This is a genomic window from Arthrobacter sp. zg-Y916 (assembly GCF_020907385.1).
GTDB classification, from domain to species: domain Bacteria; phylum Actinomycetota; class Actinomycetes; order Actinomycetales; family Micrococcaceae; genus Arthrobacter_B; species Arthrobacter_B caoxuetaonis.
Genome location: NZ_JAJJOD010000006.1, coordinates 390,265 through 404,701 on the forward strand (window position 1 = coordinate 390,265; position 14,437 = coordinate 404,701).

At 66.2% G+C, this 14,437-nt stretch carries 14 protein-coding genes; 8 read left to right on the plus strand and 6 right to left on the minus strand.

Translation table 11 applies throughout. The features are described 5' to 3' along the window. Window positions 1-81: 81 nt before the first annotated feature. The 4 genes from urtB to urtE are packed head-to-tail and all read left to right on the plus strand — an operon-like array spanning window position 82 to window position 3,642. Window positions 82-966, plus strand: a complete 885-nt coding sequence (gene urtB, locus LOC59_RS11870; RefSeq protein WP_227895285.1) for an urea ABC transporter permease subunit UrtB — start codon at window positions 82-84, stop codon at window positions 964-966. After that, the gene (urtC, locus tag LOC59_RS11875; RefSeq protein ID WP_227895286.1) at window positions 963-2,126 is read left to right on the plus strand and encodes an urea ABC transporter permease subunit UrtC; all 1,164 of its coding nucleotides are present in this window, start codon (window positions 963-965) and stop codon (window positions 2,124-2,126) included. The genes urtB and urtC overlap by 4 nt, the downstream gene beginning before the upstream one ends. After that, the gene (gene urtD, locus LOC59_RS11880) at window positions 2,123-2,950 is read left to right on the plus strand and encodes an urea ABC transporter ATP-binding protein UrtD (protein ID WP_227895287.1); all 828 of its coding nucleotides are present in this window, start codon (window positions 2,123-2,125) and stop codon (window positions 2,948-2,950) included. The genes urtC and urtD overlap by 4 nt, the downstream gene beginning before the upstream one ends. Beyond that, complete coding sequence (gene urtE, locus LOC59_RS11885) at window positions 2,950-3,642, plus strand: urea ABC transporter ATP-binding subunit UrtE (protein WP_229972134.1); 693 nt, start codon at window positions 2,950-2,952, stop codon at window positions 3,640-3,642. The genes urtD and urtE overlap by 1 nt, the downstream gene beginning before the upstream one ends. A gap of 6 nt (window positions 3,643-3,648) precedes the next feature. Here the strand turns inward: urtE and LOC59_RS11890 are convergent, their stop codons facing one another. Together LOC59_RS11890 and hpaH are read right to left on the minus strand one after the other, a co-directional pair. Then, a complete protein-coding gene (locus LOC59_RS11890; protein WP_229972136.1) occupies window positions 3,649-4,458 on the minus strand; it encodes an HpcH/HpaI aldolase family protein in 810 nt (269 codons plus the stop codon). After that, entirely contained in the window at window positions 4,443-5,228 is a 786-nt protein-coding gene (gene hpaH / locus LOC59_RS11895; RefSeq protein WP_227916330.1) for a 2-oxo-hept-4-ene-1,7-dioate hydratase, read from the minus strand. Before hpaH ends, LOC59_RS11890 begins: the two co-directional genes overlap by 16 nt. A gap of 126 nt (window positions 5,229-5,354) precedes the next feature. On the opposite strand from hpaH, the gene LOC59_RS11900 reads away from it, so the two are divergent. From LOC59_RS11900 to LOC59_RS11910, 3 genes are read left to right on the plus strand one after another with little or no spacing between them, the layout of a single operon-like run. Beyond that, window positions 5,355-6,413, plus strand: a complete 1,059-nt coding sequence (locus LOC59_RS11900) for an alpha/beta hydrolase (protein ID WP_229972138.1) — start codon at window positions 5,355-5,357, stop codon at window positions 6,411-6,413. Between the two features lie 20 nt (window positions 6,414-6,433). After that, window positions 6,434-7,900 (plus strand): DUF5129 domain-containing protein, encoded by a 1,467-nt coding sequence (locus LOC59_RS11905; protein ID WP_227916328.1) that lies wholly within the window; start codon window positions 6,434-6,436, stop codon window positions 7,898-7,900. A gap of 45 nt (window positions 7,901-7,945) precedes the next feature. Then, complete coding sequence (locus LOC59_RS11910) at window positions 7,946-8,794, plus strand: methylenetetrahydrofolate reductase (RefSeq protein WP_229972140.1); 849 nt, start codon at window positions 7,946-7,948, stop codon at window positions 8,792-8,794. A gap of 28 nt (window positions 8,795-8,822) precedes the next feature. Here the strand turns inward: LOC59_RS11910 and LOC59_RS11915 are convergent, their stop codons facing one another. After that, a complete protein-coding gene (locus LOC59_RS11915; protein ID WP_227916326.1) occupies window positions 8,823-9,806 on the minus strand; it encodes an ABC transporter substrate-binding protein in 984 nt (327 codons plus the stop codon). 181 nt (window positions 9,807-9,987) lie between these two features. On the opposite strand from LOC59_RS11915, the gene ligM reads away from it, so the two are divergent. Beyond that, a complete protein-coding gene (gene ligM, locus LOC59_RS11920) occupies window positions 9,988-11,397 on the plus strand; it encodes a vanillate/3-O-methylgallate O-demethylase (protein ID WP_227895295.1) in 1,410 nt (469 codons plus the stop codon). Window positions 11,398-11,419: 22 nt separating this feature from the next. Here the strand turns inward: ligM and LOC59_RS11925 are convergent, their stop codons facing one another. From LOC59_RS11925 to LOC59_RS11935, 3 genes are read right to left on the minus strand one after another with little or no spacing between them, the layout of a single operon-like run. After that, window positions 11,420-12,058, minus strand: coding sequence for a LutC/YkgG family protein (locus LOC59_RS11925; protein ID WP_227916325.1), 639 nt, complete (start codon window positions 12,056-12,058; stop codon window positions 11,420-11,422). Then, entirely contained in the window at window positions 12,055-13,566 is a 1,512-nt protein-coding gene (locus LOC59_RS11930; protein WP_229972142.1) for a LutB/LldF family L-lactate oxidation iron-sulfur protein, read from the minus strand. Before LOC59_RS11930 ends, LOC59_RS11925 begins: the two co-directional genes overlap by 4 nt. Then, window positions 13,563-14,363, minus strand: a complete 801-nt coding sequence (locus LOC59_RS11935; protein ID WP_227895298.1) for a (Fe-S)-binding protein — start codon at window positions 14,361-14,363, stop codon at window positions 13,563-13,565. The genes LOC59_RS11930 and LOC59_RS11935 overlap by 4 nt, the downstream gene beginning before the upstream one ends. Between the last annotated feature and the right edge of the window lie 74 nt (window positions 14,364-14,437).

A 14,437-nucleotide genomic window follows, 5' to 3' on the forward strand; every position in this document is an offset into this window, starting at 1 on the left:
TGGGCCTGTTGCGCCAGCGGGACCGCAGCCGCGCGTCCCTACCCTGCATCACCGCTCCTTCCCCGCGAAAGGTCCACCGGAATGGAACTGCTAATCGGACAGATGTTCGCCGGGCTCAGCCTCGGGTCGGTGCTTCTGCTCGCCGCCCTGGGCCTGTCCCTGACGTTCGGCCAAATGGGCGTCATCAACATGGCGCACGGCGAATTCATCATGGCGGGCGCCTACACCGCATTTGTGGTGCAGAAGGCCATCGCCGACGCCGGTGCCTCCCTGCTGGTCTCCCTTCCGGTGGCCTTCGTGGTGGGTGGAACGATGGGCCTGGTCCTGGAAGGGCTGCTGCTCAAACGGATGTACCACCGGCCGCTGGACACCTTGCTGGTGACCTTCGGCGTCGCACTGATCCTGCAGCAGGCAGCCCGTGACATCTTCGGCGCACCCAGCGTCGACGTCCGGGTTCCGGCCTGGCTGCAGGGCAACGTGGAACTGTTTGGAACGCCGATCCCGCTGACCCGCCTGTTCATCCTGGGGCTGGCGCTGGCCTGCCTGGCCGCACTGGCGCTGCTGCTCAAGGCGACTCCGCTCGGCCGCCGGATCCGCGCCGTCGTCGTCAACCGGGACCTGGCCGAATCCAGCGGCATCTCCTCCCGCCGCACCGACCAGCTGACGTTCTTCATCGGCTCCGGCCTGGCCGGCATCGCCGGTGTGGCAGTATCGCTGATCGGCTCCACCAGCCCCTACCTCGGCCCGAACTACATTGTGGACGCATTCCTGGTAGTCGTGGCCGGCGGCATCGGCCAGATCAAGGGAGCCGCAATCGCAGCCTTCACCCTTGGGGTCCTGCAGTCCGTGTTCGAGTTCTCCACCACTGCCAGCATCGGCAAGGTCCTGATCCTGGTGGCCGTGGTCATCTTCCTGCAGCTGCGGCCGCAGGGCATCTTCACCCTCAAGACGAGGAGCCTGGCATGAGTGCAGCTACCACCCGGATCACATCCTTCTTCTCTTCCCGGGCCGGGGTCCTCTCCGGTTTCGGCTTCGCGGCGGTCCTGCTGCTCGGCGTCGTGCCGGCCGTCCTGCCGGTGTTCAGCCTCTCCCTCTTCGGGAAGTTCATCTGTTTCGCCATTGTCGCCGTCGGCATTGGCCTTGCCTGGGGCCGCGGCGGGATGCTCACCCTGGGACAGGGCGTGTTCTTCGGGCTGGGCGCCTACATCATGGCCATGCACATGAAACTCGCCGATGCTGCGCTCTTCGGCGGCACCGGTGTCCCTGACTTCATGACCCTTTACGGGACCGGCTCCGTCCCCGGCTGGTGGGAGCCGTTCCGCAGTCCGCTGGTGACGCTCCTCGCGGTAGTCCTCGTCCCCGGCTTCGTGGCGACGGTCCTGGGCCTGGCGATCTTCAAGCGCCGGGTCAAGGGCGCCTACTTCGCCATCCTCAGCCAGGCCCTCGCGGCGGCGTTCGCGGTCTGGCTGATTGGCCAGCAGGCGACGACCGGCGGTTCCAACGGCCTCAGCGGCTTCCGTTCCTTCCTGGGCTTCGACCTCTCCGACCCCGCCAACAAGCGCATGCTCTACCTGCTCGCCGCGGTCGTCCTGCTGCTCTGCGTGGCCGTGGCCCGGCAGCTGATGCACAGCCGGTTCGGTGAACTGCTCATCGCCGTCCGGGACCAGGAAGAACGGGTCCGGTTCCTGGGCTACGATCCGGCGACCATCAAGACCGTCATCTACGTCATCGCCGCTGTGATGGCGGGGATCGCAGGAGCGCTGTTCGTGCCGATCGTGGGCATCATTTCACCGGCAGACGTGGGAGTCGCGCCGTCGATCGCCTTCCTGATCGGAGTCGCGATCGGCGGCCGGGCCACCCTGCTCGGGCCCGTGCTCGGCGCGCTGGGCGTCGCCATTGCGCAGTCCTCCCTGGCCTCTTCCTTCCCGTCCTTCTGGGTGTACTTCCAAGGACTGCTCTTTGTCCTGGTGGTCGGGTTCCTTCCCGGCGGGCTCGCATCGCTGCCGGCACTCTTCGGCCGGCTCCGCAAGAAGCGCGCAACCAGCGACGGCGGCACAGCCGCCGCGGCAAGTGCCTCACCGCCCACGGCCCCCACGCCGGCTACCCCTTTGGAGCTCCGCGCATGAAGACAGCACCAGCACCCCAGACGACCGCCCAGCCGCTGCTTCCCGAGGGCGAACCCCAGCCCGGGGGCCGGCGCAGCGGGCGGCCGCAGTACCTGGAAATCCGGGACCTGCGCGTCGTATTCGACGGTTTCACCGCCGTCGACGGCGTCAGCCTGGACGTAACGCAGGGCGACCTCCGCTTCCTGATCGGTCCCAACGGCGCAGGCAAAACGACGATCATCGACGCCATCACCGGCCTGGTTCCCGCCACCGGATCCGTGAACCACACCGGAACAGAGATCCTTGGCCGCAAGGTCCACCAGATCGCCAAGCTCGGTGTTGGCCGTACCTTCCAGACCGCCAGCGTCTTCGAGAACCTTTCCGTGCTGCAGAACCTGGACATTGCCGCCGGATCCGGGCGCAAGCCGCTGCAGCTGCTGCGCCGCCGCCGCGGGGTGGAGCCCGCCATCGAAGAGGCGCTGGAAATCATCGGCATGGAGCACCTGGCCGGTACCCAGGCCGGCACTCTGGCCCACGGACAGAAGCAGTGGCTGGAGATCGGCATGCTGCTGGTCCAGAACTCGGACCTGCTCCTGCTGGACGAACCCATTGCCGGTATGAGCCAGGACGAGCGCGAGCAGACCGGTGAGCTGCTGCGCCGCATCGGCGCCAGCCGCATCACCCTGGTGATCGAGCATGACATGGACTTTGTCCGCGAGTACGCCACGTCGGTGACGGTGCTGGCCGGGGGCAGGGTTCTCAGCGAGGGCAGCGTTGCCGAGGTCCAGGCCGACCCGCGGGTACAGGAAGTCTATTTGGGCGCTTCGCCCGCGAAGGGACACTAATGCTGGAAGTCAAGGAGCTCAAAGCCGGGTACGGACGCACCGAAGTCCTGCACGGGGTCAGCCTCACCATCCCGGACGAATCCGTGGCAGCGGTCCTGGGCCACAACGGCGCGGGCAAGACCACCCTGGTGCGCGCCGTCGTCGGCATCATTAAACCGTCAGCGGGATCCATCCTTTTCAACGGCGAGGACATTTCCCGGCTGCGCCCGCACCAGCGGGTGGCACGCGGGCTGGCGTACGTTCCGCAGGGCCAGCAGTCCTTCGGACCGCTGACCACGCTGGAGAACCTGCGGCTCGTGGCGGACGGGCGCAGGCGCGGTGCTGCCCTGCTCGACGAAGCGCTGGACATGTTCCCGGCCCTGAAGCCGCTGCTTTCCCGGCGGGCAGGACTGCTTTCGGGCGGCCAGCGCCAGCAGCTCGCCATTGCCCGGGCGCTGATCACCGAACCGTCACTGCTGATCCTGGACGAACCGACGGAGGGGATCCAGCCCAACGTCGTTGCCGAAATCGAGCAGACCATCATGAACCTGGCGGCCCGGCCCGGAATGCACGTCCTGCTGGTGGAACAGCACATCGGCTTTGCGCTGCAGGCAGCCCATGCCTATTCCGTGCTCGCCGCCGGACGGGTCAGTTCCTCCGGCGACGGCGGTACCGGAGCTGCCGAATCTGTCCGCTCGGCAATGCTGATCTAGCCGCTGCTAGTAACTGGCGGGAGCGGCGCCGTCCTCTCCGGAAGGAAGGTATTTCGCCGCAAGCGCTTCGGAGGCACGGGCGAGCAGGGCTACGTCGGCCCCGACCAGGATGAAGTCCACCCCGGCGTCGAGGTACCGGCGCGCGGTGGCCTCGGCGAAGGCGTTCACGCCGACCGGCACGCCCAGGTCCTTGGCCACGGCGATGCAGCGCTCGACGGCGGCAACCACCTCCGGATGCTCCTGCTGGCCGAGGTAGCCCATGGAGGCTGCAAGGTCCGAGGGGCCGATGAAGATCCCGTCCACGCCGTCGGTCCCGGCGATTTCAGCGACATTGGCAACGGCCTGCGCAGTCTCCACCTGGACCAGCAGCGTGATCGTTTCATCGGCGCGGCCCAGGTAGCCTTCCACCCGGTTCCAGCGCGCAGCACGGGCCAGGGCGCTGCCCACTCCCCGCACCCCGTGGGGCGGGTAGCGGACGGCGGCGGCGGCGGCGGCGGCCTGGCCGGCGTCGTCCACCATCGGGATCAGCAGGTTCTGCGCGCCGAGGTCCAGGTACTGCTTGATGAGCACCGTGTCATTGGCCGGCAGCCGCACTACCGGCTGGATCGGGTACCCGGCCGCCACCTGCAGCTGGACACTGATCGATTCCAGGCTGTTGGTACTGTGCTCGCCGTCGATCAGCAGCCAGTCGAGCCCGGAACCGGCGCAGATCTCGGTCACCAGCGGATTGCCCGTGCAGGCCCACATGCCCACACGGGCACGGCCGGAGCCCAGTCCTTCCTTGAACGGGGCGGGGAGTCCTACTCGAAACGGCATGTCACCGACCCCAGCTGTCCGTAATCGGCATGGACGGTATCTCCCTTGTGTACCCACATGGGCCGTGTGAAGGACCCGGCGAGGATGATCTCTCCGGCTTCAAGGGTGGTTCCATGGGCCGCGAGCTTATTGGCAAGCCAGTAGACACCCGCGGCGGGATGGTTCAGCACACCTGCGGCGACGCCGGTCTCCTCGATGGTCTGGTTCTTGTAGAGCAGCGCAGCGACCCAGCGCAGGTCGACGTCGGTCACCTTGACGGGGCGTCCGCCCACCACCATCGCGCCCATGGCGGCGTTGTCGGAGATGGTATCCACGATCGTCCGGCCTTCCATCTCGATGCGGGAATCCAGGATCTCCAGGGCGGGAACCACATAGTCGGTGGCATCCAGCACGTCGAAGATGGAGCAGTTGGGTCCGGAGAGCGGCTTGCCCAGCACAAACGCCAGTTCCACCTCGATCCGCGGGTGCGTGTAGGCATCCCACTGCACGGTGCAGCCGTTTTCCAGGACCATGTTGTCGAAGATGACGCCGTAGTCGGGCTCGGTGATGCCGGTGGCTGCCTGCATCGCTTTTGAGGTCAGGCCGATTTTCCGGCCCACCAGCTTCCGCCCGCTCTCCTGCATGCGCCGGCTCCAGATGTTCTGGACGGCATAGGAGTCCTCTACGGTCATGTCCGGGTACCGCGTGGTCAGCCGCGGCACCGGCGTGCGGCTGGCGCCGGCAGCCACCAGTTCGTCGGCGATCTTCTCTATGGTTTCCTTCTCGAGCACGTAGCTGCACCACTTTCGGGGAAAACGCTGGCCCGCTCCTTGGCGGCTTCTTCAGGATTGTATATGATCCATGACACATTTCCTCCGAAAATGATGCCGGAAGTCCTGTCCAACTAGGCTGGAGCTATGTCCACTTCCCGCGTCCGCCGCCCGCGGCTCCTTCCCCTGGCCGCCGCATCGGCGACGGCGGCACTGCTGCTTTCACCATGGCCGGCAGCCCTCCTGATCCGGGCAGTCTTCTACCGCGGGGCGCAGCAGCTTGTGGCCCAAATGGCCCCGTACTCCCCGGAGGTCACCGAACACCGGGGACTGAAGTACCAGAACGGCGGCACCCGGCGCCTGGACATCTACTTGCCTCCCGGCCAGACGGGACCGGTCCCCGTAGTGTTCTGGGTTCACGGCGGAGCCTGGATTTCCGGGTCCCGGCGGGACGTCGCCCCCTACCTGCGCATGCTGGCGGCCCGTGGCTTCGCCGCCGTCGGCGTCGACTACCAAGTCGCCCCCGGTGCCCGCTACCCCCAGGCGCTGAACCAGCTCGATGATGCGCTCTGCTTCCTGCAGGAGCACGCAGGCAAGTACGGACTGGATATGTCACGTGTTGTTCTCGCGGGCGATTCCGCCGGCGCCCAGCTCGCCGCCCAGCTGGCCGCGGCAGTGTCTTCCCCCGGCTACGCCGCCGCCGCGGGCCTCTCCCCCACCCTGGCCCGCAGGCAGCTGCGCGGAGCGGTACTGCACTGCGGTGTCTACGATCTCGAGGCCATGTCTGAGTTGAGCGGAATCCTTGGGTGGGGCTTCCGCACCGCCCTCTGGGCATACACCGGCACCCGGAACTTCGCCCGGACGAAGGTTGCCGACCACATGTCCGTGCTGGCGCACGCGACGCCTGAATTTCCGCCGGTCTTCATCTGCGGCGGAAACGGCGACGGCCTCACCCTCACACAGTCCGTTCCCTTCGCGAACCGCCTGGAGTCCCTGGGCGTTCCGGTGACCCGGAAGTTCTGGTCCGACGATCTCTCCCCTGCCCTGCCGCACGAAGCCCAGTTCCAGTTTTCCCGGCCGGAAGCGCGTGCCGTGCTGGAAGATACCCAGATGTTCCTGCATTCTGTGCTGGGGCAGGATGCAGTACTGCCCGGCATGTCCAGCGCACGCCCGGCGGCCGATCCCCTCCCCCGACCGTCCACGTAGCCAACCTTCCGTGAGGACCCATGCACCGTTTCCTGCTGCTCGCCCTGACCGTGCTGCTGGCGTTGGCGGTGCCTGCTGCGCCGGCTGCCGCCGTCGCACCGGATGACATCGTGGTGGATGACACCGCCGGAGTCCTCGACCTCAACACGCTCCTGCCCGCCCTCGAAGAGGTCCACTTCCGCTCCCCCACGACAGTGGCGATCTACACCTTCCGCAGTGAGCCGGGACGGGAGTTCGACGACGGCGACACGTTCATGAATGAGGAAACGCTCCGTTATGCCCGGGAAGAGCATCCGGAGTGGATCAGCGCCGACGGGCAGAAGTGGGCGGATGGTTTATTCATCTTCTCCCTGGACCCCGAGGGCCGGTGGATCGGAACGTACTTCGGCGAAGACCGGAAGGTGGACAGCGGAGTAGCCGAGGACATCCGGGAGGAAGCCGGTGAATACTTCGCCGACGCCCAGTGGACCGACGGCACTATTGCCGGCGTGGAGGAAGCTGCGAAGCTCATTAACCGGCCCTGGTACCTGAACCCTGCCCTATGGGTCCTGGCCGGAGGCGTCGTGTTCGTGGCAGCTGCCGTCTGGTATGCGGTCATCGCGACGCGGCGGAAGCGGCTTGCAGCCAACCGGAAACTGATCGCCGCAGCCGAGCGCTCCTACTCCAGCGTGAGCATGGACCTGGACGCTACCGAGGTCAACGCCCGGACCATCCCGGACAGTTCCACCTACGGGGCACGGGTACTGGAGGAATACCGCACGTTCATGGTGCGCTACAACACCGCCACTGAGCTGGGAAACCATGTCCGCGCACTGTCGGAAAAAGACCTGCGCCGCCGCAGCAGCACCAAGCCGGTGGAGGAGTTTGCCGAACTTACCTCCGCCCTTGACGGCCTTGACGACGTCATTGCCGATACGAATACCCTGCTGAACATGGCCCCGGGATGGCAGGCTGCCTGGGACCGGCAGGCCGCACCGCTGCTGGAGGAACTCGACAAACTGGACGGCCTCTTCGAGGAGGACAAGACCGCAATGGACTCGACCACCGCCGCTGCGCTCCTCGCGTTCCGGACCCAGTGCCGCCGCCGGATCCAGACAACAGCGGCCGGACTGGCAGAGGAGTCCCTCACGCCCGAGCAGGCCCTGGACATCCTCCACGACGCCGGTACCGAACTGGCCGCTCTCCTGAAGAACCACTCCGAGACCGTGATCGCACAGGCAGCCGAGGACGACGCCGAGCGCGAGCTCATGCGGGAGGCGCTGGAGGAGTCCCGTGACCGCCCCCGCCGCTACCGGGACGGATACCGGCCCAGCATCCTGGATACGGCCTACCCGAACTACCTCTGGACCGTCAGTGCGTTCAGCTCCGGCGTTTCCTCCGGCAGCAGCAGCATCGAGTCGGCCCGGAGTGCTGCGTCCGGGTCCTCCAGCGGCTACGGCGCAAGCGGCGGCAGCTTCAGCGGATCCGGCGGTTCGTCCCGCTTCTAGGAGTTTCGTGGACACCCGGCGCCCGGGCTGGCTAGGGTGTTCCGCATGAGCGCATTGGATCCGGCCCCGAGCCGCCTGCTGTCCGGTTTTTCCGTTGAGATGACCGGCAAGGACATCCCGGCACTGCATGAGGCCCAGGATGTGCTGCCCCCGGGAACCCGGGTCAACGTCACGTTCCTCGGCAACGAGGATCTGCCCATGCGCCTGGCGGCGGCCGCTGCGGTGAAGGCAGCCGGACACGTCCCCGTTCCGCACATCTCCGCCCGCCGGCTCGGCTCCGCAGCCGAGCTGGAGAAGTTCCTGGGCGCCCTGGCTGAGGCGGGGACAGTGGAGAACGTGTTCGTGGTGGCCGGCGATCCTGCCGAGCCCATGGGTCCGTACGAGGATTCCCTGGCCGTCATCGCTTCGGGCCTTCCCGCAGCGTTCGGCGCCCGGCACGTCAGTGTCGCGGGATATCCGGAAGGCCACCCCGACATTGGAACTCCAACCCTGTGGTCCTCGCTCGAAGGCAAGCTCGCGTCGCTGGCTGACCAGGGGCTCGACGCCTCGATCATCACCCAGTTCGGCTTTGACACCGCGCCTGTCCTGGCCTGGCTGGAAGAACTGCGCGGCCGCGGGATCGAGGCCCCTGTCCGGATCGGTGTTCCGGGCCCGGCAGGCATCAAGCGGCTCCTGGGCTATGCCCGGCGGTTTGGTGTCGGCACCTCCGCCGGAATTGCCCAAAAATACGGGTTCTCCCTGGCCAACCTGCTGGGTACAGCCGGGCCGGACCGCTTCATCAATGACCTTGGTGCGGCGTATGATCCGGCACGCCACGGCGTGGTCCAGCTGCACTTCTATACCTTTGGCGGCCTGCGGGCCACCGCGGAATGGGTCCGGGACTTCCAGGGCTAGCCCCGAAAGTCCCGGACACCGCCGGGAACTAGTTGGCCGGCAGCAGCTCATCCATTGAAGGGATCTCCTCGACCAGTCCGCGGTCCAGGGAAATCTGCGCCACCTCCTCGACGGAAGCGCGGTTCACCTCGGTGCCGTACTTCGGCAGGGTCAGCTGTTCGATGACCTCCGGCTTCAGCGAGGTGTACGTGGGAAGGATCGCACGGACCTTGTCCGGGTTCTGCTCCGCGAACTCCTGCGAGGCCTTGATGGCACGGACGAACTTCTCGACAATCTCCGGGTTTTCCTGGGCGTACTGGTCCGAGGCGAAGTACACCGCCACAGTCAGGTCATCCACCGGTTCGGCGTAGTTGGAAAACACGGGCACGGCACCTTCGGCCTCGGCAATGGTGACGAAGGGCTCGACGGCGGCAATCGCGTCCACGGTTCCGGCCGCGAGCTGGCCGGCGAGCTCCGGGAAGGGAATCTCGACGAACTCGATGCTCTCGTAGTCCCCGCCGGCTTCCTTCACGGCTTCCGAGATGGTCGAATCTGAAATGTTGTTCAGCGTGTTCACACCGATTTTCTTGCCTGCCAGATCCGCTGTGGTCTTGATTCCGCTCTCCGGCATGGTCATGACGGCTGCGAAGTCCTCCTCCGTATTTCCAGTGGAGGACGGCCCCGCCGCGACCATGTGCACAGGCAGTCCCTTCGAGCGCCCGACGATCATGGACGTGATGTTGGAAAAGCCAAAGTCCATCTGTCCGGACGTCACGGCGGGAACAATGGCTGCTCCGCCCTGTGCCAGGGTCAGGGTGACATCCAGGCCCTCGTCTTCGAAGAGCCCTTCCTCCACACCGAGGTAGATCGGTGCCACGTCGACGATGGGGATGACACCCACCTCGATGGCGGTCGTCCCTTCCGCCGCGGCCCCGGAGGCTTCCGTCTCCTCGGAATCTGAGAGCGAACCGGATCCGCACGCCGTCAGGCCGAGCAGCGCCGTCATTGCCGCTGCTGCGAGCAGTTTTTTCATGTGATCTCCTCGATAAGGCGCGGACTTTCGCGCCGCAGGATGTGACACAGCACACATTATCTATCCGGATAGGCATTGACCAGCATGCCGGCAGCGGGGTCTCGACATACCTATACGCATAGATATAGGGTCGGCGCACCGGAGCAGTCCGGATCCCGTCCCACAGAAACAGAGGTTCACCGTGGCACCTAAGAATCTGCAGGAAGTCCTGGATGCGTCCCAGGGAGTCGTCGACCACCTGCGCAACTCGCAGATCGGCGCATATATCTACCCCGTCGTCGCGCCCGAATTCACGAACTGGCGCAGCGAACAGCGCGCCTGGCGCGAGACCGCCGTCCTGTTCGACCAGTCGCACCATATGGACAACGTCTTCCTCAAGGGTCCTGACGCACTCAAGCTGATTTCCGACACGGCCATCAACAGCGTGGCAAACTTTCCGGTCAACAAGGCCAAGCAGTATGTCCCGACGACGCCCTCGGGCCATGTGATCGGCGACGGCATCCTGTTCCACCAGGACGAGGACGAATACGTCTACGTCGGCCGGGCGCCGGCCGCCAACTGGCTGCTCTTCAACGCCGAAACCGGCGGCTATGACCTGGACATCGAGGTGGACCGGCGTTCGCCGTCGCGCCCCATGGGCCGGCCGGTCTCCCGGCGCTACTGGAGGTTCCAGATCCAGGGTCCCAACGCGTGGTCCATCATCGAGAAGGTCAACGGCGGCTCCCTGGAACAGCTGAAGTTCTTCAACATGGACACCATGAACATTGCCGGCGAGCAGGTGCGCACCCTCCGGCACGGCATGGCCGGCGCTCCCGGGCTTGAAATCTGGGGCGACTACGCCTCCTACGACAAGGTCCGGGATGCGCTGATGGAAGCCGGCGCCGAATTCGGCATGGCCGCGGTGGGTGCCCGGGCGTACCCCTCCAACACCCTCGAATCCGGGTGGATCCCCTCTCCCCTGCCTGCCATCTACACCGATGAACGGCTGCGTCCGTACCGCGAATGGCTGGGTGCGGACAGCTACGAGGCGACCAACGCCGTCGCCGGCAGTTTTGTCTCGGAGAACATCGAGGACTACTACCTCACTCCCTGGGAGCTGGGCTACGGATCCTTCGTGAAGTTCGACCACGATTTCATTGGCCGCGAGGCACTTGAAGCCATGGACCCGGCCGCACAGCGCCGCAAGGTCACGCTGGCTTGGAACGCCGAAGACCTGGGCCGGATCTTCACCTCCCAGCTGGACACGGAGCAGACGCCGTACAAGTCCTTCGACCTGCCGCTGGCCAACTATGGTTCCTCGAACTACGACTCGGTGATTGACGCCGACGGCAACGTGGTGGGCGTTTCAATGTTCACCGGTTACTCCGCCAATGAGCGCCGCGGCCTCTCCCTGGCAACGGTGAACCCGGATGTTCCGGAGGGCAGCGAACTGCGCGTGGTCTGGGGCGAGCCCGACGGCGGCACCGCCAAGACCACGGTGGAACCGCACCGGCAGCTGGACGTGCGCGCCGTCGTGTCTCCGATTCCCTACTCGGAGACGGTGCGGAAGGACTACAAGGGCGGCTGGCGGACCGGCTACACCGGTTCCTAACCGTTCGCCCTGTGCCCGGCCGCTATGCGCTGCGGACGATGATGACGTCCAGCGTGCGCGGTCCGTGCACGCCTTCCACGCGTTCGAGTTCAATGTCGCTGGTGGCACTCGGACCGCTGATCCAGGTCAGCGGCCGGGTGCCGTCCAGCCGGCGCAGCGCTTCCGGGAGGATCATCGTGATGTCCGCCGCATTGACCACGCAGACATGGTGGTCGGGGATCAGCGAGATGGCGCGCCTGCCCTGCCCCTCGCTGCCGTCCAGGATGATCGTGCCGGTTTCCGCGACAGCCACGGCGCTTCCGGTAACGACGGCGGCGGTGGCGTCCAGCTCGGAGACGCTCAGCGGTGCCTGCCTGGAATCAGTCCGGCGGCGGCCGGGCGCAGCGCTGTCGGCTGCAGCCAGCCACGCCTCGTTGATGCCGGCCGGCACCACGTAGCTGCCGGCGTCGCTGAGCAGTTCGGCGATGCGGGCAGCCACGCCTGCTTCGGGAAGGACGGTGACCCCTGCCTTGTAGTCTTCGAGGCGGTCCACCAGCAGGGAAATGCGTTCCTCCTCCGGGGCATCCACGGCCGTGCGGTAGTTCCGCGGCACCTCGGGGGCCGAGGGTCCGTCACTGAGGGCACTGCGCAGCCGTTCCAGGATCTCTTCGCGTGCGCTCATGCCTGCTTCTCCCCCTGTGCTGCGTCCGCTGACGGAGCTTCGTGTTCTTTCGCCCACCAGTCACGGAAGGACTGCGACGGCGGTGCAGGGATGTCCCTGCTTTGGGTCCAGCCGGCGGCGATGCCGGGCAGTTTGGTGATTTTTTGCTTCCTGCCGGCGGCCAGTTTGCCCAGCGGCAGGCCCTTTTCCAGCAGGCCCAGGTTCCGCCCGCGGGAAAACGCCCAGGAGGCGCCCTTCATGAGCAGGTCCATCTGGGTGGGGAGCTTTGTGGTTCCCCGCTTGCTCTCCACATCCACTGAGCGCAGGTGAACCAGGATCTCCGGAATGTTGATCTTCACCGGGCAGGCGTCGTAACAGGCGCCGCACAGCGACGAAGCATAAGGCAGCGAGTTGTTTTCCTCGGACTTAATGCCGGTCATCAGCGGCGAGAGGATGGCACCGATCGGACCCGGGTAGGTGGAACCGTACGCGTGGCCGCCGGTGCGCTCATATACCGGGCAGACGTTCATGCAGGCACTGCAGCGGATGCAGTGCAGTGCCGAGCGTCCCATCTCATCCGCCAGCGCAGCACTGCGCCCGTTGTCCACCAGGACCAGGTGCACGTTCTGCGGTCCGTCGCCCTCGGTGACGCCGGTCCAGAGTGAGGTATAGGGATTCATCCGCTCGCCGGTGGAGGACCGCGGCAGCAGCTGCATAAAGACTTCCAGGTCCTGCCACGTCGGAAGCAGCTTCTCCACGCCCATTACGGTGATCAGCGTTTCCGGCAGCGTCAGGCACATGCGCCCGTTGCCTTCGGATTCGACGACGGCGAGCGTCCCGGCGTCGGCAATGGCGAAGTTGGCGCCGGAAACTGCCACCTTGGCGGAGAGGAACTTCCGGCGCAGGTGGGACCGCGCCGCCTCAGCCAGCTTGGCCGGCTCGTTGGTGAGCTCCGGGTCGACTCCGGGCATTTCGCGCAGGAAGATGTCCCGCACCTGGGTGCGGTTCTTGTGGATGGCCGGGACCAGGATGTGGCTGGGCTTGTCATGGTCGAGCTGGACAATCAGTTCCGCGAGGTCGGTCTCGTACGCGGCGATGCCCTGCTCTTCGAGGTATTCGTTCAGGCCGATTTCCTGCGTGGCCATGGACTTGACCTTCACGACCTCGTCCACGCCCTCGGCACGGATCAGGTCGCGGACAATCCGGTTGGCTTCGGCGGCGTCGCGTGCCCAATGGATCACGCCGCCGCGTGCCGTGAAGTTGGCTTCGAACTGCTCCAGCAGTTCGGGCAGCCGGGCCATCACCGTCTCCTTCACGGCACTGCCGGCGCTGCGCAGTTCCTCCCAGTCCGGCAGTTCCCCCACAACCCGCAGCCGCTTGTCCCGGATGGTGTGGGTGGCGTGGCCCAGATTGGCGCGGAGCTGTTCGTTGGCCAGTTCCCTCCGGGCCGCCGAGGGGAAGGATTCGACGGCGTTCAGGTTCCCCCGGCCGTAGGCGGGAAGCGTGGGCATGCCCAGGTAGGTGCTCATCGTGCAGCCTTTCCGCTGACCAGGACGTCGCCGGTGACGGATATCGGATTCTCCCGGGTACTGGCCAGGATTTCGGCGAAGTGCAGGGTGGTCACATCGCTGCCTTCGCGGGAAAGCCCGCCGCCGATGTGCAGCAGGCAGGACGCGTCGCCGCCGGAACAGAGCGAGGCGCCGGTGGCCTTGATGTTGGCGGCCTTGTCCGCGAGCATCGCCGAGGAGACATCGGCATTCTTCAGCGAGAACGTTCCGCCGAAACCGCAGCACTGGTCAGCCTGGGGAAGCTCCGCCACCTCGATTCCGCCGACGCTGGAGAGCAGGTTCAGCTGGCGGTCGCCCAGGCGCAGCAGGCGCATGCCGTGGCAGCTGGGGTGGTAGGTGACGGTGTGCGGGAACCAGGAGCCTAGCTGCTCGGCCGCGTTGGTGACGCCCAGGACGTCGGTCAGCAGCTCGGAGAGTTCGTAGGTCTTGGCTCCAACGGCCTCGGCCCGGGCCTCAAGTTCCTTGTCCCCGGCCGAACGGGCGACCATCGGATGCTGGTGCTTCACGGATCCGACGCAGGAGCCTGAAGGCGCGACGGCGACGTCGTAGTTCGCGGGGTCGAAGGCCGCCACATGGTTGCGGACCACGGGCACGGCCTCGGGCAGGTAGCCGGAGTTGACGTGCATCTGGCCGCAGCAGGCCTGACCGGCAGGGAACACGACCTCGTGGCCCAACCGCTCAAGGATGGCGACGGTGGCCCGTGCTGTCCGCGGATACATGGCATCGACGATGCAGGTGGCGAATAGTGCGATTCTCATGGCTGCCTCTCGACGGGAAAACCCCGGGGTCGTGTGGTCTGACCATAGTAGATCACGTTGTCCCCGACACATCC

Excerpts from the sequence above, each read along its gene's own strand:
- urtB (WP_227895285.1), top strand. The coding sequence starts at position 82 with ATGGAACTGCTAATCGGACAGATGTTCGCCGGGCTCAGCCTCGGGTCG.
- urtC (WP_227895286.1), top strand. The coding sequence starts at position 963 with ATGAGTGCAGCTACCACCCGGATCACATCCTTCTTCTCTTCCCGGGCC.
- urtD (WP_227895287.1), top strand. The coding sequence starts at position 2,123 with ATGAAGACAGCACCAGCACCCCAGACGACCGCCCAGCCGCTGCTTCCC.
- urtE (WP_229972134.1), top strand. The coding sequence starts at position 2,950 with ATGCTGGAAGTCAAGGAGCTCAAAGCCGGGTACGGACGCACCGAAGTC.
- LOC59_RS11890 (WP_229972136.1), bottom strand. The coding sequence starts at position 4,458 with ATGCCGTTTCGAGTAGGACTCCCCGCCCCGTTCAAGGAAGGACTGGGC.
- LOC59_RS11900 (WP_229972138.1), top strand. The coding sequence starts at position 5,355 with ATGTCCACTTCCCGCGTCCGCCGCCCGCGGCTCCTTCCCCTGGCCGCC.
- LOC59_RS11905 (WP_227916328.1), top strand. The coding sequence starts at position 6,434 with ATGCACCGTTTCCTGCTGCTCGCCCTGACCGTGCTGCTGGCGTTGGCG.
- LOC59_RS11910 (WP_229972140.1), top strand. The coding sequence starts at position 7,946 with ATGAGCGCATTGGATCCGGCCCCGAGCCGCCTGCTGTCCGGTTTTTCC.
- LOC59_RS11915 (WP_227916326.1), bottom strand. The coding sequence starts at position 9,806 with ATGAAAAAACTGCTCGCAGCAGCGGCAATGACGGCGCTGCTCGGCCTG.
- LOC59_RS11925 (WP_227916325.1), bottom strand. The coding sequence starts at position 12,058 with ATGAGCGCACGCGAAGAGATCCTGGAACGGCTGCGCAGTGCCCTCAGT.
- LOC59_RS11930 (WP_229972142.1), bottom strand. The coding sequence starts at position 13,566 with ATGAGCACCTACCTGGGCATGCCCACGCTTCCCGCCTACGGCCGGGGG.
- LOC59_RS11935 (WP_227895298.1), bottom strand. The coding sequence starts at position 14,363 with ATGAGAATCGCACTATTCGCCACCTGCATCGTCGATGCCATGTATCCG.